We start from the raw sequence: 22,038 nt of genomic DNA on the forward strand, positions 1-22,038 counted from the left end.
TGATCTTAACGGAGTTTGCGCCCGAGCTTCTTGGCGAGGATCCGCTGCGGGCTGCGCTCCGGATCCGCCTGGCTCGTCACGGGCAGGTAGGCCGTCTGTTCCAACATGTAGCGGCCGCCCATGGCGCCATGCATGACAAGGTCCGAGAACGTCACCCAGGTCTGGCCCGGGGCGAACTGCACGTCGGCCTGGGGACCCTTCTGCTGGTACTCCATGTCCTGCTTCAGCGCATCGTGGAGATGCAGCATCAGGTGGTCGTATTCGGAGCGGCGCGCCTTGGTGATACGCAGGGCCGCCAGCAGCCGCGCCGACAAGGGCGAGTAGCCGGGCAGGCGCGGCAAGAACTTCTCGGCCATCGAGCCGAAATCCTCGCCCACCCGCCACAGGCGGGGCTGCCCGTTCGGGTTGATGTTGCGGAAGATGCGAAGGATGCGCTTCTCGCCGATCGGGTTCGACGGAAAGGCGTCCACATGCAGGCGTGTATCGTCCCGGCGCCAGCTGAGCTTGCGCTGGTCCACCTCGAACGGGCGGTAGGAGGTGCCGGCCAGCGTGATCTTGCCGGTATAGGCCGGCAGATGGCGGTCGATCAGCCCCTGGGCGAAGGCTTTGTAGCGGATGAGAAGTTGGCGCAGAGCCTCCTGCTCCTCCGGCGTTCCGGCTGCCCCTCTCAGTGAGGCCTCTTTGCCGCGGATGTTGACGTTCTTGGCCTTGCCGTCGGCAAAGGGTCGTTCGACGAAGCGCGTCTCGAAATCGCTGAAGGGGAAGTCTTCATCGTGGAAGACGAGAACCGAGCCGCTCTCCAGAGCTTCGACAAGGGAGGGGACGCCGGGCGCTGATCCGTCGCGGGCGACGGAAAGGATCGGACTGATCATTGGGGAAGCGTCCTCGAAAGCCGCGTGTGCCGCGCGGTTTAGCCGAAGCTCGGGCTTTCCGCCAAGGGCAGGACGCCAGGGGCAGGCTGCCAAGAGAAAGGGCGAGCCCGTCGCGGGCGACGACGCGCGCCAGAACATCGATACGATCTCGAGCGACTGATGATGCATTAGCGGTGGATGAATTCTTCACCCGGTTGTCATTGCCGCGGTGTCGGCCCAACCCTGTTCAAGCGAGCGAGAGCATCCGTCGCAACCTTGGCGCATGCCCGACCGTTCTCTCGGTGACGGGCCGGTCCAATGGTTCGGCCGCGACGGCAGCGAGGAAGCCGACGATGGCGACGTTGAAGGAATTCGAAGAGGCCCTGCGCGAGCAGGGCATGAACATGGCGCTCGCCCTGCTCCAGCGTCTGCGCGAACGCGACCGGGCGACCCGCACGATCAAGCCGGCACGACGCCTCACGGGGCAGAAGATGACGCCGGATCTGGCGCGAGCCATCCTTGATCTCCACGCCTCCACGGGAATGACCCAGCAGGAGATCGCCTTCAAGGTCGGCGTGAACCAGGGGCGGGTCAACGAGGTGATCAAGCGCGGCAAATGGCTGAGCGACAACCCGAATGCACCTGAAGCCGTGGCCCGCGACAAAGCAAAAGCCCGGATGCGCGGCGAGCCGAGACAGCACCGTCCCTCATCAAAACCTCCGGTTCGCAAGGAGGCTCCGGTCGCTGGACGCCGCAGGCAAAGCCCGCAGGGGCAACTCGTCTTCGGCGACCTCTGAATCCCCTACCGAAACTTGGCTGATCGGCTTGGAGTTACCTCGGTGAGACCGCGTTTCCGTGCGGTGGAAGACGAGGGGCGTTGGGCTGTGTTGAAGGTTTTCCGTTTCGTCTGCGTTATGTGTACCGTCCTCGGCATCAGTTGGCCCGCCATGGCACAGCGGCCATCCACCCTCGACATGACCTGCCCAGAGGCGAGAGCCGTCGTGTCACGGAGCCGGAGCATCGTCCTCGGGACAGGTGGATCGACCTACGATCGCTTCGTGCGCGACCGTGGCGCATGCGAGGTCACTGAGCTCACCATCCCCGCCTACGCTCCCACCCGCGATATGGCGGATTGCTTCATCGGCTACCGATGCCGGGAGTCGGGCCGAGGCGACCGGTTCGATGGATTTTGAACGGGAGCAGGCGCCCCGACCTCCCGGTCGAGGCGCTCATGGTCGAAAGACCGGCGATTACGCCGCTGCTTGCACCTGACCTTCGATCACGGGCGCTTTCACGGCGCCCGACGTGGCGATCTGGATCTGGCGGGGCTTCTTAGCCTCCGGGATCTCTCGGACAAGATCGATATGGAGCAGGCCGTTCTCCAGGGCCGCACCCGTCACCTGAACATAGTCGGCGAGCTGGAACCGGCGTTCGAACCCACGCGCTGCGATCCCCTGATGAAGAACCTCGGCTTTCCGGGTCGTATCGGGGCTACGCTCGCCCTTGAGCGTGAGCGCGTTTTCCTTCACCTCGATGGTGAGGTCGGATTCGGTGAACCCAGCCACCGCGACGGTAATACGGTAAGCGTTCTCGCCTGTGCGCTCGATATTGTAGGGCGGATAGGTCGGGACCGCATCGGCGCTCACGAACTGGTCGAGGGCCGAGAAAAGACGGTCGAAGCCGACGGTAGAGCGATAGAGGGGAGCAAGATCGAACTGGCGCATGACATATTCTCCGTAGGAAGCAACATGTAACGTTATCGTCCGCCCAAAGGGCCGGACCGTTGCGCCGCCGTATCGGCCAGCGCTCCTCCAATATCGGAGGTGCGTCGGAAGGCTTCAAGAGTCTGGATAGCCCTTCTCATGCAAAATTTACCGCTGCTTCTCTTGTCTGGATCCTCCACATGCTGACCCTTGCTTCCACGCCTGGAAATCCGGCCCCTCCGGGGGGGACGTTGGTCGTCGTCCATGCAGATGACGGGATCCGGCTGAGGGCAGCTCATTGGCGCCCGACGACCCGGTTGGCGAAGGGAACAGTGTGCCTGCTGCAGGGCCGGGCCGAGTTCATCGAAAAATATTACGAGACCATCTCGGAGCTGCGCCGGCGCGGGTTCGCCGTTGTCGCGTTCGATTGGCGGGGCCAGGGGGAATCACAACGGCAGGTCTCCGATGCGCATCGCGGCCACGTCGCGCGTTTCGACGATTACCGCCGCGATCTCAAGGCGATCGAGGATGCGATCCTGCGGCCGCTGATGCCGCATCCGCATATGTGTCTCGCCCATTCCATGGGGGGCGCCGTGGCGCTGACCGGGGCGATGGATGGGTGGCTGCCCTTCGCCCGTCTCGTGACGGTGGCACCGATGCTGTCGATCCGGATGATCCGCTTCCCGGCGGCGTCGTTCTTCCTTGCTCGTGTCCTGCACAGGCTGGGTCTCGGGCGCAGCTACATCCCGTTCGGCAAGCCCGCCTCTTTGGCTACGAAGCCATTCGCGGGAAACCGCCTCTCGGGTGATCCCGCCCGCTATGAACGCAACGCCCAGGCGGCCCGGGCCGTCGGCGCCAGCGCCGTGGGGGATCCGAGCGTGGCCTGGATCGTCGGCGCGTTCCGGGCGATGGCGAAGCTCGCCGATCCGCGAAAGGCCGCCTCGATCCGCATTCCGACTCTCGTGATCGGCGCCGGTGCCGACCCAGTTTGCGACACCGCGATCACGGAACGGTTCGTGGGCCGCCTCTCCTCCGGTTTCCTCCTCGTCCTGCCCGACGCCCGTCATGAGATCCTCTCGGAACGCGACGCGATTCGAGACGATTTCTGGGCGGCGTTCGACGCCTTCGTACCGGGGACGGTCGTGTCGGAAAGGGTTGAACACGCCGATGCGGGGCGGGCCGTCGCCGCCGCGATGACGCCGTGAGACACGCCCCCGATTGACCGGAAGAGGCCATCGCTTCTCCTCGGCCAAACGAGTGACGCAGAGCCTAAGCCTCTAAAGAATCAGTGTATTACGGGTTGAGGTGGCGCAGGACCGCTGCGTGGAGCCGGACGTCCCCGGCGGCGACGATCCGGCCGCCCTTCGCGGCTGAACCGCCATCCCAGGCGGTGACGATGCCGCCGGCACCCTCGATGATCGGGATCAGCGCGACGATGTCGTGGGCCTTCAAACCGGCCTCGACCACGAGGTCGATCTGGCCTGCCGCGAGCATGCAATAGGCATAGCAATCGGTGCCGTAGCGCGACATGCGCACGGCGCCCTCGATGCTCCGGAAGCGATCCTGCTCGTCGCCCGGCGCGAACAGGCGCGGATCGGTGGTGGCGAGCAGCGAATCGGCGAGGCGCTCGCAGCGGCGGGTCATGAGCTTGCGAGGGCCGCGAATGCCGTGGAACGAGGCGCTTGCCCCATCCCCTACGAAGCGTTCGCCGAGATAGGGCTGGTTCATCAGCCCGCGCACCGGCACGCCGTCATGGAGCAGGCCGATCAGCGTTCCCCAAGTGGGAAGCCCCGTGATGAAGGCGCGGGTGCCGTCGATGGGGTCGAGGACCCAGACGCATTCGGCATCCGCGTGGTCGGAGCCGAACTCCTCCCCGACGATGCCGTGGGTGGGGAATGTGCTGCGGATCCGTCCGCGCAGGATCGTCTCCGCCGCCCGGTCGGCCTCGGTGACGGGATCGAAGGCGCCGGTGTCCCGGCCCTTGTCGTCCATGCCGAACGAGGCCCGGAAGAAGGGCAGGATGGCCTGGCCCGACTCGGTGGCGAGGTCTTCCATGAACCGTGCGAGATCGACGACGCTCATCGAAAGCCTCCCTGTGGAACCGCCCCGCAACCGAAGCGGTGACGGGCGACCCGCGTCAAGCCCGGACCGCCACGAACAGGCCCGAAACACCGCCATCCCCCGGGCGGAATCAGCGGAATCGCACGGCTCTTCGGCCGCGGCGGAAAACCCGCCGCGTTCAGGTCGGGATGGCGGCGGCGACCGGCGCCGATGGCGGCAATTCGGGTGGTGTTTCCGGCGGAATCTCGGGCGCTGAAGACTCCGGTTTCGCGACCGAGGCTGTGGTGCCGGCCCGGGCGAGGACGGCCTGCAACGCGGCGTCGAGGGACGACACATGCGTATCCGCGCCGATAGCCGCCCGCTGACCTTCGTCGTTGAGGATCTCGTGATCGGCCTGCCAGAGACCGACGACGATGGGCAGGCCCGGCATGCGGTTCTTCAGCCGTCCGACGAGGCGGCGCAGATGCGTCGGCTCCCCGTTGATGGCGAGGGATACGATGCAGAGCATCCGGGCCGGGCCGGGATCGAACCCGTCGATCTGAACCCGGGCCACGTCGGAGAAGGGAACGATTCGGGTGCCGATGCCGCGCTTGTTCAGCAGTTGGGCCAGGATCGTGCAGGCCGATTCGTCGACGAAGCTGCGGCCCGTCACGCACAGGACCGCGCCGTCCTGCTTCCAGGCCGCCGGGATGTCGTCGGGAATGGCGAAATCGTCGTCGGGCACCTCGACCTCGCGGCGGTCGAGGCCGGCGATGAGGACGGCCACCGTGTCGCGAATGTCGTTCTTCTGCTCCGGGGTGAGCACGCCGCGGGCAGCGTCGCGGGCGGCGAGTTCGAGGCCCTTCAGCACCACGTCGTCGTAATAGGAGGAGAGTGAGCACTCCTTGAGGATCAGCTCGGCATGCTCTTCGGCCTCCTCCGGGTCGTCGGCAAGGATGCGCTGGTAGAAATTCTCCACCGGGGTCAGGGCCGGCCGGTCGCCGAACAGCACGTCGAGGAATTCGAGCTTGTCCACGTGCCGCCCCAGCACCACGAGGCAGACGGTGAGCGGCGTCGACAGCAGCAGGCCGACCGGTCCCCATAGCCATGTCCAGAACAGGGCCGAGACCAGCACGGCGAAGGGCGACATCCCGGTGGACTGCCCATAAAGCATCGGCTCGATGACGTGCCCGGTCAGCGGTTCGAGGATCAGGAACACCGCGAGCGTCGCGATGACCATCGTCCAGCCGGGATCGACCGCCGCCGCCAGGGCCAGGGGGAACAGGGCTGCCAAGGCCGCGCCGATATAGGGCACGAACCGCATGAGCGCCGAGAAGATGCCCCAGAGGGCCGGGTTGGGCACGCCGATGACGGAGAGGCAGATGCCGATCACCAGGCCGAAGGCGGCGTTGAGGGCGAGCTGGACCAGGAAGTAGCGGCTGAGACGCCGCGCGGCATCGTCCATCGCCACGGTGGTCCGGTGGAGATCGCTCGACCCGACGAGGCGGATCATGCGGTCGCGCAGGTCTTCGCGCTGCATCAGCAGGAACAGCAGCACGATGAAGACGATGCCGGTGGTGGCCAGCGGATGCAGGATCGGCGACAGGATGGTGTTGGCCAGGGCCAACGGGTCCGGTGCCCGCTCCTTCATCTCGACGACGACCGGCTTCTCGGGTGGCGGAGCGTTGGGTTTCCCGGCCTCGGGCTTCGGAGCCTCGGGCTTGGCGCTCTCCTCGCCGCCCTGGTGCATCGTCCGGCCGATATTGGCGACGTAATCGGCCAGCCGGCCGGCCGGGCTGTCGCGCAGGCCCTTGACCTTCTGCTCGATGGTGGTTCGGTAGCGGGGCACGTCCTTGGCCAGATCCGCGAGCTGGACGCCGATGAGGGTGGCCAACGCCGCCGCCACCCCGAGCGCCATGACGACGGAGGTGGCGACCGACAGGAACCGCCCGAAGCGCAGGCGCCGCAGCAGGTAGACGATGGGGCCCAGCACGAAGGAGAGCAGGACCGCGATGGCGATGGGAATCAGGACGTCACGGCCGATATAAAGGCCGGAGACGATCAGCGCGGTGACGATGAGGGGCGAAACCAGCGAAGGAGGAAGCGCTTCGGCCGCCGCGATGCGCGTCGCCCGAGGCGGCAACATCGGTTCCCGCAAAGGCGTCGCCCGGGAGATGCCGATTTTGCCACTCGCGGAACTCTTGGAACCGGCAGAACCCTTGCCACTCGCGGACCCCGCCTTCGGCGCCTGCGGCGATGCGGCCTCAACCGGGGTGGGTGTCGCCATGTCGGTCCCGTCTCAACGCTACGCATACGATGGGCGGCGGTTTCGCCAGCGTCGTCGCCATGGGGAACGGAGTATCGGCGGGAAACGATCCCTGCTGCTTTCGACGTTTGTATTCATTCCGAGATCAGGCGGCGGCGAAGGCGGCCAGTTCGAAGCCCGCTTCCCCGAGGGCCAGCCGCACCGCGCGCGCCGTCTCCACCGCCTGCGGCGTGTCGCCATGGACGCAGATCGTGTCGATGGACACCGCGATCCTGCGGCCGGACAGGGTGATCACCGCCCCCTCCTCCACCATGCGGCGGACCCGCGCCGCCGCCCTGGCCGCATCGTGAATGACGGCCCCTGGACGCGAGCGCGCGCAGAGCTGCCCGTCCTCCTCATAAGCTCGGTCGGCATAGATCTCCCGCACTACGGCGAGGCCGGCATCGAGAGCCGCGCGCTCGGCCGCGAGGCCCGGCATCACCACCAGGGGCAGGGTCCGGTCGATGGCGTGGACCGCCCGCGCGAGAGCCTTGGCCACATCCACGTCGGAGTTCGACAGGTTGGCGAGGGCGCCGTGCGCCTTCACATGGGTGACGCGATGATGGCCGAGGGCCGCGCAGGCCTGGAGCGCGCCGATCTGGTAGGCCACCCCGGCCTCGATCTCCCCCGCGCTTTCGGCGATGACCCGGCGGCCGAAGCCGCGCAGATCCTGAAATCCCGGATGGGCGCCGATGGCCACGCCGCGTGCCCTGGCCGCCGAGGCGGTGGCGACCATGATCGAAGGATCGCCGCCATGGAAGCCGCAGGCGATGTTGGCCGAGGTGACGAGATCGAGGAGGGCCGCGTCGTCGCCGAGCGTGTAGGGGCCGTAGCCTTCGCCGAGGTCGGCATTGAGATCGATCCGCATGAGGTCCGCCTTGTGGGGTCTGCCTTCGTCCATCGTCATAGGTTCGCCGATGCGGTTGCGAAGTTACCGGGGCCATACGTCGAGTAACCGATCCCGCATCCAGGCGGCCGTCGAAGGTCGGCCAGTACAACATTGCTTTCAAGCCAAGACAGTGTCGTTGCCACGATATATCCATCGGGATCAGGGCCCGTGAGCCGCCGATCCGAAACCCGATGGCGTGCTGCCTGTTCATGATGTCGGGTTTGGTTGTTCGGCATCATTATTTCGATGTGGGCGATGTCGGATCTATTGCGCCAAGTTCAGTCAGGACAACATCATTCATCGATTCTTATAAGATCGTGCCTCATTTGATCGATCGATTTTATTTGTCGGCGGGCACATGGGCGACGTGGTTTTCATGCGGGATGATCGGGCGGGGTCTCCGGATGCCGAAACCGGTGATTCGAGCCTGCGCGGCGTCGCGGCCGAGCTCGCCGAGCTCAAACGCATTTCCTCGGACAAGAGCCGCCGCATCCAGGGCATCACGGCGCAGGTGAAGATACTGGCCTTGAACGCGCTCATCGAGGCGGCGCGGGCCGGTGAGATGGGGCGCGGCTTCGCGGTGGTGGCGCAGGAGGTGCGCGCCATCGGCGCGGAGGTCGAGACCGTGGCGAAGGCCCTCGAAGCCGAATTGTGCGGCGGGATCGTCTCGGTTCAGTCCCAGGTCGAGAGATTGTCCGAGCGATCCCATAACACGCGCCTCATCGATCTCGCCCTCAATGCCGTCGAGCTGATCGATCGCAACCTCTATGAGCGGACCTGCGACGTGCGCTGGTGGGCGACCGATAGGGACCTGGTGGAATGCGCCGCCTATCCGACGCCGGAGCGGGCCGCCCATGCCACGGAGCGCCTGGCCGTGATCCTCGGGGCCTACACGGTCTATCTCGATCTCTGGCTCTGCGGATTGGACGGACGGGTCATCGCGCATGGGCGGCCCGACCGCTTCGGCGACATCGTCGGCCGTGACGTTTCGGGCGAGCCCTGGTTCAGGAAGGCGGCCGGCCTACCCGATGGCGACGCCTATGTCGCCGCCGAGGTGGCTCCCCAACCGGGTCTCGGTGGCGCGCAGGTCGCCACCTTCTGCGCCGGCATCCGCGAAGGCGGCCGGAGCGAGGGACGGCCCATCGGCATCCTGGCGATCCATTTCGATTGGGAGCCGCAGGCCCGGTCCATCGTGGATGGCGTTCGCATCGACCCTGCGGATCGCGAGCGGACGCGGGTGCTGCTGGTCGACGCGCAGGGGCTCGTCCTCGCATCCTCCGGCCGCCGCTCCCTCCTCCGGGAGATTCTGCCGTTTCGGCCGGGCGAGCGGCGGAGCGGCGCCGATTCGGCAGGCGCCGTCACCGCCTTCCACCGTACCCCCGGCTACGAGACCTATGCCGGGCTCGGCTGGTACGGCGTCATCGTGCAGCAGCCCGAGGAATGGCGGACGCTCACACGATGACCGGCATCGCCGCCATCTCCCCGGTGCCGAAGACGTGCTTGTAACGGGCGATCTCGTCGGCCGGCCCGATGGCCTTGGACGGGTTGTCGGAGATCTTCACGGTGGGGCGGCCGTTGGCGGCGATGACCTTGCAGACGATGGAGATCGGATCGAGCCCGTGATCCGGCACCAGCCCGCGGAAATCGTTGGTGAGCAGGGTGCCCCAGCCGTAGCCGATGCGCATCCGCCCGTGGAAATGCGCGTGGATCTCCTCGATCGTCCCGACATCGAGCCCATCCGAGAAGATCGCGAGCTTTTCGTGCGGGTCGCAGCCGCGTGACGCCCACCAGGCGATGGCCTCCTCGCCGCCCTCGATCGGGTCCTTCGAATCGATGCGGATGCCGGTCCAGGCCGTCATCCAGTCCGGCGCATGGGCGAGGAACCCGGTGGTGCCGTAGGTGTCGGGCAGCATCACCAGCAGGTTGCCGGCATAATCCTGCTGCCAGTCGCGCAGCACGTCGTAGGGCGCCTGGGCCAGGGCCGCGTCGTCCTCCGCCAGCGCGGAATAGACCATCGGCAGTTCATGGGCGTTGGTGCCCACCGCCTCGACTTCGCGGCGCATGGCGATGAGGCAGTTCGACGTGCCGAGGAAGGCCTCGCCCAAGCCCTCGCGCATGGCCTCGACGCACCAATCCTGCCACAGGAAGCCGTGGCGGCGGCGGGTGCCGAAATCTGCGATGGAGAGGCCCGGCAGGCGCTTCAGCCGCTCGATCTTCTCCCACACCCGGGTCATCGCCCGCGCGTAGAGCACCTGCAGCTCGAACTTGCCGAGCCCGCGCAGGATTCCGCGCGAGCGCAACTCGTTGAGGATGGCCAGCGCCGGCACCTCCCACATGGTGGTCTCGATCCAGGGACCGTGGAAGGTGAGGACGTATTGTCCGTCGCGCGCCTCGAGTTCGTAGTCCGGCAGGCGGAAGCCTTCGAGCCAATCCATGAAATCGGCCGAGAACATCTGGCGGTTGCCGTAGAAGGTGTTGCCGCGCAGCCAAGTGGATTCCCCCCGGCTCAGGCGAACCGTGCGGGCGTGATCGAGCTGCTCGCGCAATTCGCCCACATCGACGAAATCGGCGATGCGGACGGAGCGGCTGCGGTTCTGGATGCCGAAGGTCACGTCGGCGTCGCGATGGCGGCGAAAGATCGTCTGCGCCATCAGGAGCTTGTAGAAATCCGTATCGAGCAGCGACCGGATGATCGGGTCGATCTTGAAATTGTGGTTGTAAACCCGCGTCGCGAGATCGAGCATGGTCGGGAGGGATCCGGCGCGGGACCCGGGCGCCCGCTCGCTGGCGAAGAGCGCATGGGCCTCGGGCGGGAGTCAATCGTACACCCGGCGATTGGCGGGGGCTGACGTCGACTGAACGGTTCGGCCCCTCGGGTGTATCGCGGGCGAGCGAGGGGAGGCGCGGGTCTCTCTCCCCCTTGTGGGGAGAGGTCAGGAGTGGGGGCGGTCCCGCCAGCCTCCACCGGCGGAGGGTCGCCCCACCACCCCCACCTCCAACTCCTCCCCACAAGGGGGGGAGGGTCCCGCACAGTCTCGCGGCAGAGAGAGGCGTGCGCTGGAAGACGCAGGAGGGCGGCCACCCGGTTGGATGACCGCCCCGCTGTCCGTCGGATCAAAAAAATCAGGCGAGATCGACCTTCTTGGTCTCGGTCTTGGGCGACTCGCCGGTGAGGGCGGCCTTCACGTAGCCGTAGATGTGCAGGGCCGTGGCGTTGGGGCTGTCCCAATACTCGCCCTTCTCCGGGTGGATGCGGATGAGCGCGACTTCCGGGTCGTCCTTGCCGTTGGGGAACCAGGTCTTCATGCTCTCGCTCCACTTGTCGTCGACGATGGCCTGATCGGTGACGATCTCGGCCTTGCCGGCGATGGAGACGTAAGTCTGGCTCGACGGGTCGGAATAGGCGAGGTTGACTTGGTTGTCCTTGCCGATCTCCGCGGTCTTGGGCGTGTGCAGCTTGGTGAAGAACCAGATGTCGCCGTTCTCGTCGATGTCCTGGCTCCACATCGGGCGGCTGTAGAGCTTCCCGTCCTGATCCGCCGTGGTCATCATCGCGACCTTGATGTCCTTGACGAGATCGAACAGCTTCTTCGCGCCCTCGTGGTCGCGGTGGTTGCCCTGATGCATGAACATGGTCTCCTGAAGGTCTGTCGTCCGTATCGGGGCGCGGCGCTCCCGGTCGCGGGCCGGCCCTGAAGGCTGCACTCACAACGGGCCAGGGCTCGCTTGGTTCAGCGCCGTTCGGAGAAGAGGAAGAATGTCTTTGCCCGTCCCGATCCGGGGAATCCCAGGCCTGTTCCTCCTTAACCTGCTCATGGGTGCGGCCTGCGCCCTCCCCGTCCTCACCGCGCCCGTCGTGGCGCAGGTCCGCTTCGGTCCCGGCGTGCGAATCGGCGGTCACGATTTCTCCCACCGGCGCTACGGCAGCGTCCATATCCAGCGGGTGAAGCGGCTCCCCGGTCCCCCCGGATGCCGCCATGTCCGCAACGGGACGTATCGGCGCGGCGACGGCTCGGTCGTGCGCGGGCCGATGGAGCGGTGCAACCTCATCGCCATCCCGCCGGGGCGGCGCTGAATCCGTCCTCGTCGCGCATATCGGGGGGGTGAGACCGCAAGAGGTCTGGCGTTCTCGTCTTCGTCGGTTACATGCAGAGGGGCGTCCGGTCCGCCGTGTCCGCCTGCCTCGCCCGGAGAACCATCTTGGCCATTACTCGCGACGACGTGCTCAAGGCGCTGTCCGCCGTCACCGTCGATGCCGGCGGGACCACGCTGCCCGCATCGGGCCGCCTCTCGCAGGTGGTGGTCGACCCCACCAACCGGGTCATGTTCTCGATCCTGATCGACCCGAGCGAGGCGGATCGGTTCGAACCGATCCGTCGCAAGGCCGAGGGCACCGTCCTGGCCATGGCGGGCGTCTCCGGCGTGTTCGCGAGCCTCACCTCGGAGCGCGGCCCGAACCAGCCCGCCCCGCCGGCGCAGGCCGCGGCCCCGCAACCGCCCCAGCCGGGACGGCCCGCCCCTCCCCGCACCGGCCCTGCTTTGCCGGGCGTGCGCCACATCGTGGCCGTCGCCTCCGGCAAGGGCGGCGTCGGCAAGTCGACCACCGCCTGCAACCTCGCCCTCGCCCTCTCGGCGCAGGGGCTCAAGGTCGGGCTGCTCGATGCCGATATCTACGGCCCCTCGGTGCCCAAGCTGTTCGGCCTCTCCGGCAAGCCGAAGGTGATCGAGGAGCGCCTGCTCGCGCCCATGGACGGCTACGGCATCAAGGTCATGTCCATCGGCTTCCTGATCGAGCCCGAGACGGCGATGATCTGGCGCGGCCCGATGGTGCAGTCCGCCATCACCCAGATGCTGCGCGAGGTCGCCTGGGGCGAGCTCGACATCCTCGTGGTCGACATGCCGCCCGGCACCGGCGACGCCCAGCTCACCATGGCCCAGGCGACGCCGCTTTCCGGGGCCGTCATCGTCTCGACGCCGCAGGACCTGGCGCTGATCGACGCGCGGCGCGGGGTGACGATGTTCCGCAAGGTTTCGGTGCCGATCCTCGGCGTCATCGAGAACATGGCGACCTTCATCTGCCCGAATTGCGGCCACGCCTCGCACATCTTCGGCCATGGTGGCGCCCGCGACGAGGCGGCGCGGCTCGACGTGCCGTTCCTCGGCGAGATCCCCCTGAACATGACCATTCGCGAGACCTCCGATTCCGGTCGTCCCGTGGTGGCGGTGGACCCGGACGGACCGCACGCGAAGGTCTATCGCGGCATCGCCGCGCAGCTCTGGGCCAACCTCACCGGCGGGCCGGCCCCCCGCGCCGCGCCGCGCATCGTCATCGAATAATCCCGATGGAGCCCGTGCTCGGCGTGATCCTGGCCGGCGGCCTGTCCCGCCGGATGGGCGGCGGCGACAAGCCGCTGAGACTCCTGGCGGGCCGCACCCTCCTCGACCGGGTGGTGGAGCGGTTCACGCCGCAATGCGGTCTCGGCATCGTCCTCAACGCCAACGGCGACCCGGCCCGGTTCGCGGAATTCCCCGGCCCGGTCGTGCCGGACGGGGTGCCCGACAATCCGGGGCCGCTCGCCGGAATCCTCGCCGCCCTCGATCACGCCGCCGCGCGCCACCCCTCGGCGACGCATGTCGCCAGCGTCACGGGCGACGCGCCGTTCCTGCCCCTCGACCTGGTGGAGCGTCTTCGAACCGGCCTGTCCGGCGCGCCCATCGCCATGGCCTCATCGGCGGGGCGTGAGCATTTCACCGTGGCGCTCTGGGCCGTGTCCCTGCGCGACGATCTCCGTGCCTCCCTCGTCGAGCGCGGCGAGCGCCGCGTCGGCGCATTCCTCCGCCGCCACGGTGCCGTGGCGGTGGACTGGCCGGCGGACCCGGTCGATCCGTTCCTCAACATCAACACTCCGGAGGATCTGGCGCTGGCGGAGGCGCTGCTTCCTCACGCCGATCGGTGACTGCTATGGAGACGATGCCGGAAACCCGACCTGCGTCGGCTCGTAGCCCAGCATTTCCCCATGCGCGCAGACGGCTTGCGTGATGGCGATGCGCCCGGTCTCGTCGAGGCGTGCGGCGCCTGTTTCCAGGTGACGGCGCCAGGAGGGATCTCGGCTCCACGCCTCGACCCAGGAGGCTGCCAGGGCAACGGGCTGGTTCCGGGCCAGGGCCGCGATCAGGAAGCTCGCCTGAGTCAGGTCCTTCGCCTGTTTCTCTCGCTCGGTCCGCTCGTTCGCCACGATGAGCTTGTGGACGGCGTAGCGCTCTGGAGCAGGCACCGTGACCGAGATTCCGCCGGCATGGAGCAGTGTCGAGCGGACCGGGTCCCTGATGAGGAAATCGAGATAGCGAAGCGGCTGGGCGCTGACACCGCCGAGGGCCGGCATCGGGATGAGCGCCCCGGTCAGATCGTCCGAGCCGCGGTTCGAGACGAGAAACTCGACCCGAAACCCGTTGGCGTTCGCGAAAGCGCTCGTGCGGTCCGGCCGCGACAGGTTCGGCACCGGATGGAAGCTCGCATCCACGGCCTGAAGTTCCTCGTGAACGGGAGGCATGCTCTCTCCGATCGCGACCGAGATGCCGTAATCTTGTGCGAGATCGATGTCGCCGGTCCTGAGCGCTCTCATCGGGCGCTCTCCGACGAGGCCCGGATAGGTCTGGAACGCCACCGTGCCGACCAGGACCCCACGCAGGCGAAAGAAGCCTGCCTGCGCCAGACGTTCGAGGACCCGGCCCGTCAGGGCGTCCGCTGTCGGAAACCCGGCGCTCCGCAACATCCGAACCGCGTCGATACGGGTGCGGTAATCGACCCGCTGGCGGTCATGGGCCTCGACCCGGCGCGTGGTCTCGGCATCCGCCACCGTGCCCACATAGCGGTTGGATTTCGTGCCGGTCGCGGCATCGTAGCCCTGATAGTACCAGTATTCGCGCGCCTTGATGGTGCGCTTGATGAACTTGCCGTTCTCCGGAAAGTCGCGGTCGAACTCCGCATCGGCGCAGCGCTGATTGAGATCGGCGAAGACCGTCTGCGCGGTGGCATCGATGGACGGCATGGCTCGTACCCGCGTTACAGGAAAATCGCCGTTTTCCTGTAACGCACGGGGCTGAGCCCCACAAATGTGAAAGGGCGTCCGCGCGGGTCACGCGCGGACGCCCTTTTCATGGACAGGCTGTCGGATCAGGCGGTGCCGACCGTGGCCTTGACGATCTTGTCCGGCGAGCGGGGCGGCTCGCCCTTGTTGAGGCTGTCCACCACGTCCATGCCTTCGGTCACCTTGCCCCAGACGGTGTATTGCTTGTCGAGGAAGCGGGCGTCGCCGAAGCAGAGGAAGAACTGCGAATTCGCCGAATGCGGGAAGTTGGTGCGGGCCATCGAGCAGGTGCCGCGCACATGCGGCTCGTCGTTGAACTCGGCCTTCAGGTCCGGCAGGTCGGAACCGCCCGAGCCGGTGCCCGTCGGGTCGCCGGTCTGGGCCATGAACCCGTCGATGACGCGGTGGAACGGCACGCCGTCGTAGAATCCCTGCCCCGCCAGCGTCTTGAGACGCTCGACATGGTTGGGGGCGAGATCCGGGCGCAGCCCGATGACGACGCGGCCCTTGGTGGTTTCGAGGATGAGGGTTTCGGTATCGGCCATGGGGTCAGACTCCTTGTCCCTGGGGACCTTGGTAGATGAACCGCAGGGCGATCGGGCGCCCCGCGATGGCGGCGCCGAGCGCCGGCGTGATCGCGACCGGCGTGCAGCGCCGGATCGCGTCGAGGGTTGAGCGGGTCAGGATGTCCCTGCCGCGCTGATCGGCATTCTGCATCGAGAAGGTGATGCGAGGCTCGCCGATGACGGACCCGTCGCGGCGGAGCGCGCAACGGGCGGTGATCTCGGTGCGCGGGAAGCCGGCGAGGCCTTGCGGCACCTCCCAGCAGGCGGCGAGTCGGGGGTAGAGCTCCTGGAGCGTGTCGGCCGGACTCGCGGCGATGCCGCCCTCCGGGGCCTGCACCGTGGAGCGCAGGGACGCGAGCGGCGTCAGCGGCAATCCGGCTCCCGCCAGGGCAGCCGATGCAAAAGCCGCCGCGAGCGGGATGGCGACCGCCGACCCAGCGACCGCGAGGCGCGTCATACGCCTCACTGTCGCGCTTCCGCTCATTTGGCGCCTTGGGCCATCTGCATCTTCACGATCTTGTCCGGGTTCTGGACCGCGCCACCCGGAGCGCCCGCCGCCGCCTTCTTGATCTTGTCGACGACCTCCATCCCAGAGGAGACCAGTCCGATCACGGTATACTGGCCGTTCAGGAACGGCGCGTCGCCGAGGCAGATGAAGAACTGCGAGTTCGCCGAGTTCGGATCCGACGAGCGGGCCATGCCGAGCGTGCCGCGCCGGAACGGCGATTGGGAGAATTCGGCCGGGATGTTCGGCAGTGAGGAACCGCCGGTGCCGTTGCCCTTCGGGTCGCCGGTCTGGGCCATGAACCCGTCCATGACGCGATGGAACTTCAGCCCGTCATAGAAGCCCTTCTTGATGAGGGTCTTCAGCTGGGCCACGTGCTGCGGCGCGAGATCGGGGCGCAGCTCGATGGTGACGCGGCCGTCCTTGGTGTCGAGATAGACCGTGTTGTCGTCCGCCGCCCGTGCCACGGGCGCGAACCCGATCATGGCGGCAAGCGCCAGGGACAGGAAGGCGGTCCGCCGATGGAGGGTCCGATGAGTCATGAGGGGGCGGTCTCCGGTCCGTTGAAGGAGGTGGATGGAAGGGATCAGGCTTGCGCGAAGCGCGCGGCGAGCCGTTCCGCCACGAGGGGAGGAACGAAGGGCGAGACATCGCCGCCCATGGCCGCGATCTGGCGCACCAGGGTGGCGGTGATCGGCCGAACGCCGGTGGAGGCGGGCAGGAACACGGTCTGCACCTCCGGCGCCATGGCGCCGTTCATGCCGGCGAGCTGCATCTCGTAGTCGAGATCCGTGCCGTCGCGCAGGCCGCGGATGAAGATGCTGGCGCCCGAGCGCCGCGCGGCCGACACCGCCAGATCGTCGAAGGTGACGATGTCGAGGCTGGCGCCTTCGGCCTCCGCCAGGGGCGCGCAGGTCGATTGCAGCAGATCCGCCCGTTCCTCAGGCGAGAACATGGGGGCCTTGCCCGGATGCACGCCGATGGCGATCACCAGGTGCTGCACGAGCCGGCATGCCTGACGGATGACGTCGAGGTGTCCGTTCGTGACCGGATCGAAAGAGCCAGCGTAGAGCGCGGTGCGGATCATCACCGGTGGGCGTAGAGCATTTCGCCCCGAAACGGAACCGCCCGCGACCATCCCGGCCCGATGGCGAATCCTCCCGGCAATGGACCGGCGCACGAAAAAGGGCGGATGCCCCGATGGAGCGCCCGCCCGAAGTTTCGGTCTTCGAAGTCTGGTCGACGACGTCCGGCTTATGGATTCGCCAAGCGACGTGCCGGAACGTCAGAGCCTTTTCGCAACTCCACGCTGCGCCGAACGTCTCGTTCGGTCCGGCGCGGACGATGGAGCGATATCTCTCTGGGGCCGAACTTATCCGTGCACCGCGGCGCCGGATATGACTTGGCTGCAACACCGAAGATCAGTGACCGAAACGAGAATGCCGGCCAAGTCTTGCGACATGACCGGCATTCGGGTCGAAAGTTTTCAGACTGATTCCGAATGATTCCAGATCAGTTGGAATAAGGCCTCTTTCAGGGGGCGTCTCCCGTGGGATCGATTGCCGTCACCTCTCCGGCATCGTCATCACCTTCGCCTTCACCCTCGATATGCTCGACCGAGACCACGCGCTCGGTCTTCTCGGTGTTGAACACCGTGACACCCTGCGAGGCGCGGCCGACGATGCGGATATCGTCCACCGGCACACGGATGAGTTGTCCGGCATTGGTCACCAGCATGATCTGGTCGGAGGGCTGGACCGGGAAAGACGCGACGAGGTTGCCGTTGCGCGGGTTGACCCGCATCGCGGTGATGCCTTTGCCGCCGCGACCCGAGATCCGATACTCGAAGGACGAGCTGCGCTTGCCGAAGCCGCGCTCGGAGAGGGTGAGCACGAATTGCTGGGCCGCGCCCATTTCGGCGTAGCGCTCCTGGGAGAGAAGCGGCGCATCGGTGGCGATGTCCTCGGAATCGGCATCGCCGCCCTCGGTGTCGCCGATCACGGCCCGCTGCATCTTGAGGAAGGCGCCACGCTCCTCGGGCGTCGCGTCGAAGCTGTTGAGGATCGTCATCGAGATGACGCGGTCGTCCTGCGCCAGGCTGATACCGCGCACGCCGGTGGAATCGCGGCCCTTGAAGACGCGGACATCTTCCACCGGGAAGCGGATGCACTGGCCGGCCTGTGTGGTGAGCAGGACGTTCTGGTCCGCGCGGCAGATCTCCACGTGGACGATGTGGTCGCCCTCATCGAGCTTCATGGCGATCTTGCCGGCGCGGTTCACCTGCACGAAGTCCGAGAGCTTGTTGCGCCTCACGCCGCCGCTGGCGGTGGCGAACATGACGTCGAGCGTCTCCCAGGACGCTTCGTCCTCGGGCAGCGGCATGATCGTGGTGATGCGCTCCGTGCCCGCATCCATGGCGAGGATGTTGACCAGCGCCTTGCCGCGGGCGTTGGGGGCCGCCATCGGCAGGCGCCAGACCTTCTCCTTGTAGACCTGCCCCTGGTTCGAGAAGAACAGGACCGGCGTGTGGGTGCTGGCCACGAACAGGCGGGTGACGAAATCCTCGTCGCGGGTGGACATGCCGGAGCGGCCCTTGCCGCCCCTGCGCTGGGCTCGATAGGTCGAGAGCGGCACGCGCTTGACGTAGCCGGCATGGGACACGGTGACGACCATGTCCTCGCGCTGGATTAGGTCCTCGTCCTCGACGTTGGAATCCCAGTCGAGGATCATGGTCTTGCGCGGCGTCGCGTAGGCCTCGCGGACTTCGCGCAGCTCGTCCTTGACGATGGTCATGATGCGCAGGCGCGAGCGCAGGATGTCGAGGTAGTCAGCGATCTCGTCGGCGAGCTTCTGGAGCTCGTCGCCGATCTCGTCGCGGCCCAGAGCCGTGAGTCGCTGCAGGCGCAGGTCGAGGATGGCGCGGGCCTGGATTTCCGACAGGCGGTAATTGCCGTTCTCGTCCACGCGGTGGCGCGGATCGTCCACCAGGGCGATGAGCGGCGCGATGTCGAGGGCCGGCCAGAGGCGGCCCATCAGCGCCTCGCGGGCGGTGTTCGGATCGGGCGAGGTGCGGATGAGGCGGATGACCTCGTCGATATTGGCCACCGCGATGGCGAGACCGCACAACACGTGGGCGCGCTCGCGGGCCTTGCCGAGGAGGAACTTGGTCCGCCGCGAGACGACTTCCTCGCGAAAATCGACGAAGGCCGTGAGCAGGTCCTTCAGGTTCATCAATTCGGGGCGGCCGCCGTTCAGCGCCACCATGTTGCAACCGAAGGAGGATTGCAGCGGCGTGAAGCGGTAGAGCTGGTTCAGCACCACGTCGGCCATCGAATCGCGCTTGATCTCGATGACGATGCGCATGCCGTCGCGGTCGGATTCGTCGCGCAGGTCGGAGATGCCCTCGACGCGCTTCTCCTTCACCAGCTCGGCGATCTTCTCCATGAGCGTCGCCTTGTTCACCTGATACGGGATCTCGGTGAAGATCAGCGCCTCGCGCTCCTTGCGCAGCTCCTCCACATGGGACTTCGCCCGCATGATGACCGAGCCGCGGCCCGTGGCGTAGGCCTGCCGCACGCCGGCGCGGCCGAGGATCGAGCCGCCGGTGGGGAAGTCCGGGCCGGGGACGTATTCGGTCAGCTGCTCGATGGTGAGGCCCGGATCGTCGATGAGGGCGATGCAGGCGTCGATGAGTTCGCCGAGATTGTGCGGCGGGATGTTGGTGGCCATGCCCACCGCGATGCCGCCCGCTCCGTTGACGAGGAGGTTCGGGAAGCGCGCCGGCAGAACCTTCGGCTCCTCGCGCGACTCGTCGTAGTTCGGCTGGAAGTCGACGGTGTTCTTGTCGATGTCGGCGAGCAGCGCGTTGGCGGGCTTGGCCAGACGCGACTCGGTGTAGCGCATGGCCGCCGGCGGATCGCCGTCCACGGAGCCGAAATTGCCCTGCCCGTCGATGAGCATGAGCCGCATCGAGAAGTCCTGGGCCATGCGGACCAAGGCGTCGTAGATCGATTGGTCGCCATGCGGATGGTACAGACCGATCACGTCGCCGACGATGCGGGCCGACTTGACGTATTTCCGCTCGGGCAGGTGCCCGCTCTCATAGGCCGAGTAGAGGATGCGCCGGTGCACCGGCTTCAGGCCGTCCCGCGCATCGGGCAGCGCCCGGCTCACGATCACGCTCATGGCGTAATCGAGATAGGAGCGGCGCATCTCGTCGGTGATGGAAACGGGCTTGATGTCCGAGGCGGGCGGCGTCGCGCCGGCGCCGGTATCGTCTTTCTCTGCCAAGGTCTTCGATCTCTGCCTGTGACGGTCCCGGCGGGCCGGGTCCGCGTGGAGCGACGGGCGCTACTGAAAGTGGGGGCGGGGCGTTCCGCGTGGCCTCGAAAAGGCCGGCCGCGTCACGTCCTGGCTCGGACGTCCTTCATACGCCATCCGGTGCCGCTGCGCCACCGCCGGACATGTCGCGACGACATCGACAAACCCCATGCGTCGCAAGCGCTTGCGACGCCGATTTCAGCGCATGAGCGCCGGTTGTTTCCCGGCCTCTTCCCCGGATGGGTGGAGGCTCGGCGGAACCCGATCCGGGGCCCATGTCGGAGTATCGCGAGGCGGCCTAGAATGATGGGGTCGGAGCGTCGTGCCCCTCACCCCGCCGCGGCGGCCGCAAAGTCGGACATCTCGTAGAGCGGCCGAATCTCGATCTCGCTCGGGCCGGGCATCGGGTTGGGACAGCGCTTAACCCAGTCCAGCGCTTCCGCCATGTCCTTAACCTGCCAGAGCCAGAAGCCGGCGACCAGTTCTCCGGTCGCGGCGAAGGGGCCGTCGCTGACGGTGCGGGAGGCGCCGTCGAAAGCGACCCGCTTGCCCTTGGAGGACGGGCGCAGGCCCTCTCCGGCGAGCAGGATGCCCGCCTTGGCGAGTTCCATGTTGAACTCGCCCATGGCGGTGAGCAGGTCGAGGGACGGCATGATCCACGCCTCGCTGTCCACGGTCGCCTTGACCAGAACCATGACGCGCATCGATTCGCCTCCCCCGCTCGATCGAGCCCATGGAAGCACGCCGATGCGGTCCGTGTGAACTGGCAGAGCGCGAGGCCGGTTACCCGAGATCATCGATCCCGCAGCATCCATCCAAAGGGGCATCGTCATGCTCAATCGCCCGAAAGCCGTCGCTTTCGACATCATCGGCACCGTGTTCAGCATGGAGCCGATGCGGCCCGCGCTGGTGGCGATGGGCCTGCCGCCCCTCGCCCTGGACTTCCTCTACACCGCCGGCCTGCGGGACATGTTCGCCCTGGCGGCGACAGGCACCTTCGCGCCGTTCCAGTCCGTGCTGTCGGGGTGCCTGGACGAGGTGCTCGCCATGCACGGCCTCTCCGCCTCGCCGGAGGACAGGAATGCGGTACTCGGCATGATGAAGGCTCTTCCGCCGCACGAGGACGCCAAGGCGGCATTCGAGGTTCTGGCCGATTCCGGCATCCGGGTTTTCGCCCTGAGCAACGGCGCGGCCGCCACCACGACGGGACTGCTCCGCGCGGCAGGCATGGAAGGGCTCGTGGAGCGGGTTCTGTCCGTGGAGGAGGTGAAGCTGTCGAAGCCGCGCGCCGAGGTCTATTGCCACGCCACGCGGGCCGCCGCCCTCTCTCCGGGTGACATGGCGATGATCGCAACCCACCCCTGGGACCTCCACGGCGCCAGGATCGCCGGCCTCAAGACAGGCTACGTCGCTCGGGGTGTGCCGTATTCACCTGCACTTGAGCCGCCGGACCTGACCGGGGAGACCCTGCTGGAGGTCGCATCGGCGATGGCGCGGCTCGCGCCGTCGCAACCCGACGCCTGATGCCTGTTCTCTATTAGGGAGCCCGTCCGTCCTCTCCATGAGCGGCTGCTGGAGTCACCCATCTGCTCGACGTCTGTTCCTCGGTTCACGAGGGGGCGATATGAGGCGCAACGGCACGCCCTCTCCTTCCAGGAGAGGGGCCCCGCGCTGTCCGCGAGATATGTGACTATCGTAGCCGTGAGCGGACTTGGTGGAGGCCGATACACAATGCTTCCCGTCTGTCGGATGCCGATGACGGGAGCGGCAG

At 67.1% G+C, this 22,038-nt stretch carries 21 protein-coding genes; 7 read left to right on the forward strand and 14 right to left on the reverse strand.

Annotated elements, in window-relative coordinates; translation table 11 throughout:
* Window positions 1-5: 5 nt before the first annotated feature.
* Window positions 6-872, reverse strand: a complete 867-nt coding sequence (locus ASF34_RS00620; RefSeq protein ID WP_056157573.1) for a Kdo hydroxylase family protein — start codon at window positions 870-872, stop codon at window positions 6-8.
* Window positions 873-1,204: 332 nt separating this feature from the next.
* Between ASF34_RS00620 and ASF34_RS00625 the strand changes: the two genes are divergently transcribed.
* On the forward strand, window positions 1,205-1,648 hold the full coding sequence (locus ASF34_RS00625) for a hypothetical protein (RefSeq protein WP_056157576.1): 444 nt from the start codon (window positions 1,205-1,207) through the stop codon (window positions 1,646-1,648).
* Window positions 1,649-2,101: 453 nt separating this feature from the next.
* Here the strand turns inward: ASF34_RS00625 and ASF34_RS00635 are convergent, their stop codons facing one another.
* A complete protein-coding gene (locus ASF34_RS00635) occupies window positions 2,102-2,575 on the reverse strand; it encodes an Hsp20 family protein (RefSeq protein WP_018043025.1) in 474 nt (157 codons plus the stop codon).
* Between the two features lie 179 nt (window positions 2,576-2,754).
* Here ASF34_RS00635 and ASF34_RS00640 point away from each other — a divergent pair, with 179 nt between their 5' ends.
* Complete coding sequence (locus ASF34_RS00640; RefSeq protein ID WP_056157579.1) at window positions 2,755-3,759, forward strand: alpha/beta fold hydrolase; 1,005 nt, start codon at window positions 2,755-2,757, stop codon at window positions 3,757-3,759.
* A gap of 88 nt (window positions 3,760-3,847) precedes the next feature.
* On the opposite strand, the gene hisN is transcribed toward ASF34_RS00640, so the two are convergent.
* From hisN to ASF34_RS00655, 3 genes are all read right to left on the reverse strand, one after another.
* Entirely contained in the window at window positions 3,848-4,636 is a 789-nt protein-coding gene (hisN, locus tag ASF34_RS00645) for a histidinol-phosphatase (protein WP_056157581.1), read from the reverse strand.
* Window positions 4,637-4,793: 157 nt separating this feature from the next.
* Window positions 4,794-6,740, reverse strand: coding sequence for an AI-2E family transporter (locus ASF34_RS00650; RefSeq protein WP_056157585.1), 1,947 nt, complete (start codon window positions 6,738-6,740; stop codon window positions 4,794-4,796).
* A 265-nt stretch (window positions 6,741-7,005) separates the two neighbouring features.
* Entirely contained in the window at window positions 7,006-7,806 is an 801-nt protein-coding gene (locus ASF34_RS00655; protein ID WP_056157588.1) for a LamB/YcsF family protein, read from the reverse strand.
* Window positions 7,807-8,146: 340 nt separating this feature from the next.
* On the opposite strand from ASF34_RS00655, the gene ASF34_RS00660 reads away from it, so the two are divergent.
* Window positions 8,147-9,250: a methyl-accepting chemotaxis protein gene (locus ASF34_RS00660; RefSeq protein WP_056157590.1), complete on the forward strand. Its 1,104-nt coding sequence runs from the start codon at window positions 8,147-8,149 to the stop codon at window positions 9,248-9,250.
* Here the strand turns inward: ASF34_RS00660 and ASF34_RS00665 are convergent.
* Together ASF34_RS00665 and ASF34_RS00670 are read right to left on the reverse strand one after the other, a co-directional pair.
* Window positions 9,240-10,532: a nicotinate phosphoribosyltransferase gene (locus ASF34_RS00665; RefSeq protein WP_056157593.1), complete on the reverse strand. Its 1,293-nt coding sequence runs from the start codon at window positions 10,530-10,532 to the stop codon at window positions 9,240-9,242. The two genes, ASF34_RS00660 and ASF34_RS00665, sit on opposite strands and share 11 nt — an antisense overlap.
* Window positions 10,533-10,911: 379 nt before the next feature.
* Window positions 10,912-11,415, reverse strand: coding sequence for a pyridoxamine 5'-phosphate oxidase family protein (locus ASF34_RS00670; protein WP_056144830.1), 504 nt, complete (start codon window positions 11,413-11,415; stop codon window positions 10,912-10,914).
* A 187-nt stretch (window positions 11,416-11,602) separates the two neighbouring features.
* On the opposite strand from ASF34_RS00670, the gene ASF34_RS00675 reads away from it, so the two are divergent.
* From ASF34_RS00675 to mobA, 3 genes are all read left to right on the forward strand, one after another.
* On the forward strand, window positions 11,603-11,863 hold the full coding sequence (locus ASF34_RS00675) for a hypothetical protein (protein WP_156465617.1): 261 nt from the start codon (window positions 11,603-11,605) through the stop codon (window positions 11,861-11,863).
* Window positions 11,864-11,988: 125 nt separating this feature from the next.
* A complete protein-coding gene (locus tag ASF34_RS00680) occupies window positions 11,989-13,125 on the forward strand; it encodes an Mrp/NBP35 family ATP-binding protein (RefSeq protein WP_056157600.1) in 1,137 nt (378 codons plus the stop codon).
* A gap of 5 nt (window positions 13,126-13,130) precedes the next feature.
* Window positions 13,131-13,745, forward strand: coding sequence for a molybdenum cofactor guanylyltransferase MobA (mobA, locus tag ASF34_RS00685; RefSeq protein WP_200913183.1), 615 nt, complete (start codon window positions 13,131-13,133; stop codon window positions 13,743-13,745).
* A 3-nt stretch (window positions 13,746-13,748) separates the two neighbouring features.
* Here mobA and ASF34_RS00690 read toward each other — a convergent pair whose 3' ends face one another.
* The 7 genes from ASF34_RS00690 to ASF34_RS00720 all read right to left on the reverse strand — a co-directional run bounded on the left by ASF34_RS00690 (window position 13,749) and on the right by ASF34_RS00720 (window position 20,971).
* Window positions 13,749-14,837, reverse strand: coding sequence for a nucleotidyltransferase family protein (locus ASF34_RS00690; RefSeq protein ID WP_056157604.1), 1,089 nt, complete (start codon window positions 14,835-14,837; stop codon window positions 13,749-13,751).
* 125 nt (window positions 14,838-14,962) lie between these two features.
* Window positions 14,963-15,421 carry a peptidylprolyl isomerase gene (locus ASF34_RS00695; protein WP_018043013.1) on the reverse strand — a complete coding sequence of 153 codons (459 nt, stop codon included), beginning with the start codon at window positions 15,419-15,421 and terminating at the stop codon, window positions 14,963-14,965.
* A 4-nt stretch (window positions 15,422-15,425) separates the two neighbouring features.
* Window positions 15,426-15,899 carry a hypothetical protein gene (locus tag ASF34_RS00700; RefSeq protein ID WP_156465561.1) on the reverse strand — a complete coding sequence of 158 codons (474 nt, stop codon included), beginning with the start codon at window positions 15,897-15,899 and terminating at the stop codon, window positions 15,426-15,428.
* A 23-nt stretch (window positions 15,900-15,922) separates the two neighbouring features.
* Window positions 15,923-16,489, reverse strand: a complete 567-nt coding sequence (locus tag ASF34_RS00705) for a peptidylprolyl isomerase (RefSeq protein ID WP_018043011.1) — start codon at window positions 16,487-16,489, stop codon at window positions 15,923-15,925.
* Window positions 16,490-16,533: 44 nt separating this feature from the next.
* Entirely contained in the window at window positions 16,534-17,034 is a 501-nt protein-coding gene (gene coaD, locus ASF34_RS00710) for a pantetheine-phosphate adenylyltransferase (protein WP_056157607.1), read from the reverse strand.
* Between the two features lie 446 nt (window positions 17,035-17,480).
* Window positions 17,481-20,237, reverse strand: a complete 2,757-nt coding sequence (gene gyrA / locus ASF34_RS00715; RefSeq protein WP_056157610.1) for a DNA gyrase subunit A — start codon at window positions 20,235-20,237, stop codon at window positions 17,481-17,483.
* Between the two features lie 359 nt (window positions 20,238-20,596).
* Window positions 20,597-20,971 carry a YciI family protein gene (locus ASF34_RS00720; RefSeq protein WP_056157613.1) on the reverse strand — a complete coding sequence of 125 codons (375 nt, stop codon included), beginning with the start codon at window positions 20,969-20,971 and terminating at the stop codon, window positions 20,597-20,599.
* A 127-nt stretch (window positions 20,972-21,098) separates the two neighbouring features.
* Here ASF34_RS00720 and ASF34_RS00725 point away from each other — a divergent pair, with 127 nt between their 5' ends.
* A complete protein-coding gene (locus ASF34_RS00725) occupies window positions 21,099-21,791 on the forward strand; it encodes an HAD-IA family hydrolase (RefSeq protein WP_018043007.1) in 693 nt (230 codons plus the stop codon).
* Window positions 21,792-22,038: the final 247 nt, after the last annotated feature.

Origin of the sequence: Methylobacterium sp. Leaf106, assembly GCF_001422895.1 — a bacterium.
Classification (GTDB): Bacteria; Pseudomonadota; Alphaproteobacteria; order Rhizobiales; family Beijerinckiaceae; genus Methylobacterium; species Methylobacterium bullatum.

Coding starts and splice junctions, on each gene's coding strand:
- ASF34_RS00670 (WP_056144830.1), bottom strand. CDS start 11,415: ATGCATCAGGGCAACCACCGCGACCACGAGGGCGCGAAGAAGCTGTTC.
- ASF34_RS00655 (WP_056157588.1), bottom strand. CDS start 7,806: ATGACGATGGACGAAGGCAGACCCCACAAGGCGGACCTCATGCGGATC.
- ASF34_RS00650 (WP_056157585.1), bottom strand. CDS start 6,740: ATGTTGCCGCCTCGGGCGACGCGCATCGCGGCGGCCGAAGCGCTTCCT.
- ASF34_RS00640 (WP_056157579.1), top strand. CDS start 2,755: ATGCTGACCCTTGCTTCCACGCCTGGAAATCCGGCCCCTCCGGGGGGG.
- ASF34_RS00620 (WP_056157573.1), bottom strand. CDS start 872: ATGATCAGTCCGATCCTTTCCGTCGCCCGCGACGGATCAGCGCCCGGC.
- ASF34_RS00720 (WP_056157613.1), bottom strand. CDS start 20,971: ATGCGCGTCATGGTTCTGGTCAAGGCGACCGTGGACAGCGAGGCGTGG.
- ASF34_RS00625 (WP_056157576.1), top strand. CDS start 1,205: ATGGCGACGTTGAAGGAATTCGAAGAGGCCCTGCGCGAGCAGGGCATG.
- ASF34_RS00705 (WP_018043011.1), bottom strand. CDS start 16,489: ATGACTCATCGGACCCTCCATCGGCGGACCGCCTTCCTGTCCCTGGCG.
- ASF34_RS00725 (WP_018043007.1), top strand. CDS start 21,099: ATGCTCAATCGCCCGAAAGCCGTCGCTTTCGACATCATCGGCACCGTG.
- ASF34_RS00660 (WP_056157590.1), top strand. CDS start 8,147: ATGGGCGACGTGGTTTTCATGCGGGATGATCGGGCGGGGTCTCCGGAT.
- ASF34_RS00675 (WP_156465617.1), top strand. CDS start 11,603: ATGGGTGCGGCCTGCGCCCTCCCCGTCCTCACCGCGCCCGTCGTGGCG.
- ASF34_RS00700 (WP_156465561.1), bottom strand. CDS start 15,899: ATGACGCGCCTCGCGGTCGCTGGGTCGGCGGTCGCCATCCCGCTCGCG.
- ASF34_RS00665 (WP_056157593.1), bottom strand. CDS start 10,532: ATGCTCGATCTCGCGACGCGGGTTTACAACCACAATTTCAAGATCGAC.
- mobA (WP_200913183.1), top strand. CDS start 13,131: ATGGAGCCCGTGCTCGGCGTGATCCTGGCCGGCGGCCTGTCCCGCCGG.
- coaD (WP_056157607.1), bottom strand. CDS start 17,034: ATGATCCGCACCGCGCTCTACGCTGGCTCTTTCGATCCGGTCACGAAC.
- ASF34_RS00635 (WP_018043025.1), bottom strand. CDS start 2,575: ATGCGCCAGTTCGATCTTGCTCCCCTCTATCGCTCTACCGTCGGCTTC.
- ASF34_RS00695 (WP_018043013.1), bottom strand. CDS start 15,421: ATGGCCGATACCGAAACCCTCATCCTCGAAACCACCAAGGGCCGCGTC.
- hisN (WP_056157581.1), bottom strand. CDS start 4,636: ATGAGCGTCGTCGATCTCGCACGGTTCATGGAAGACCTCGCCACCGAG.
- ASF34_RS00690 (WP_056157604.1), bottom strand. CDS start 14,837: ATGCCGTCCATCGATGCCACCGCGCAGACGGTCTTCGCCGATCTCAAT.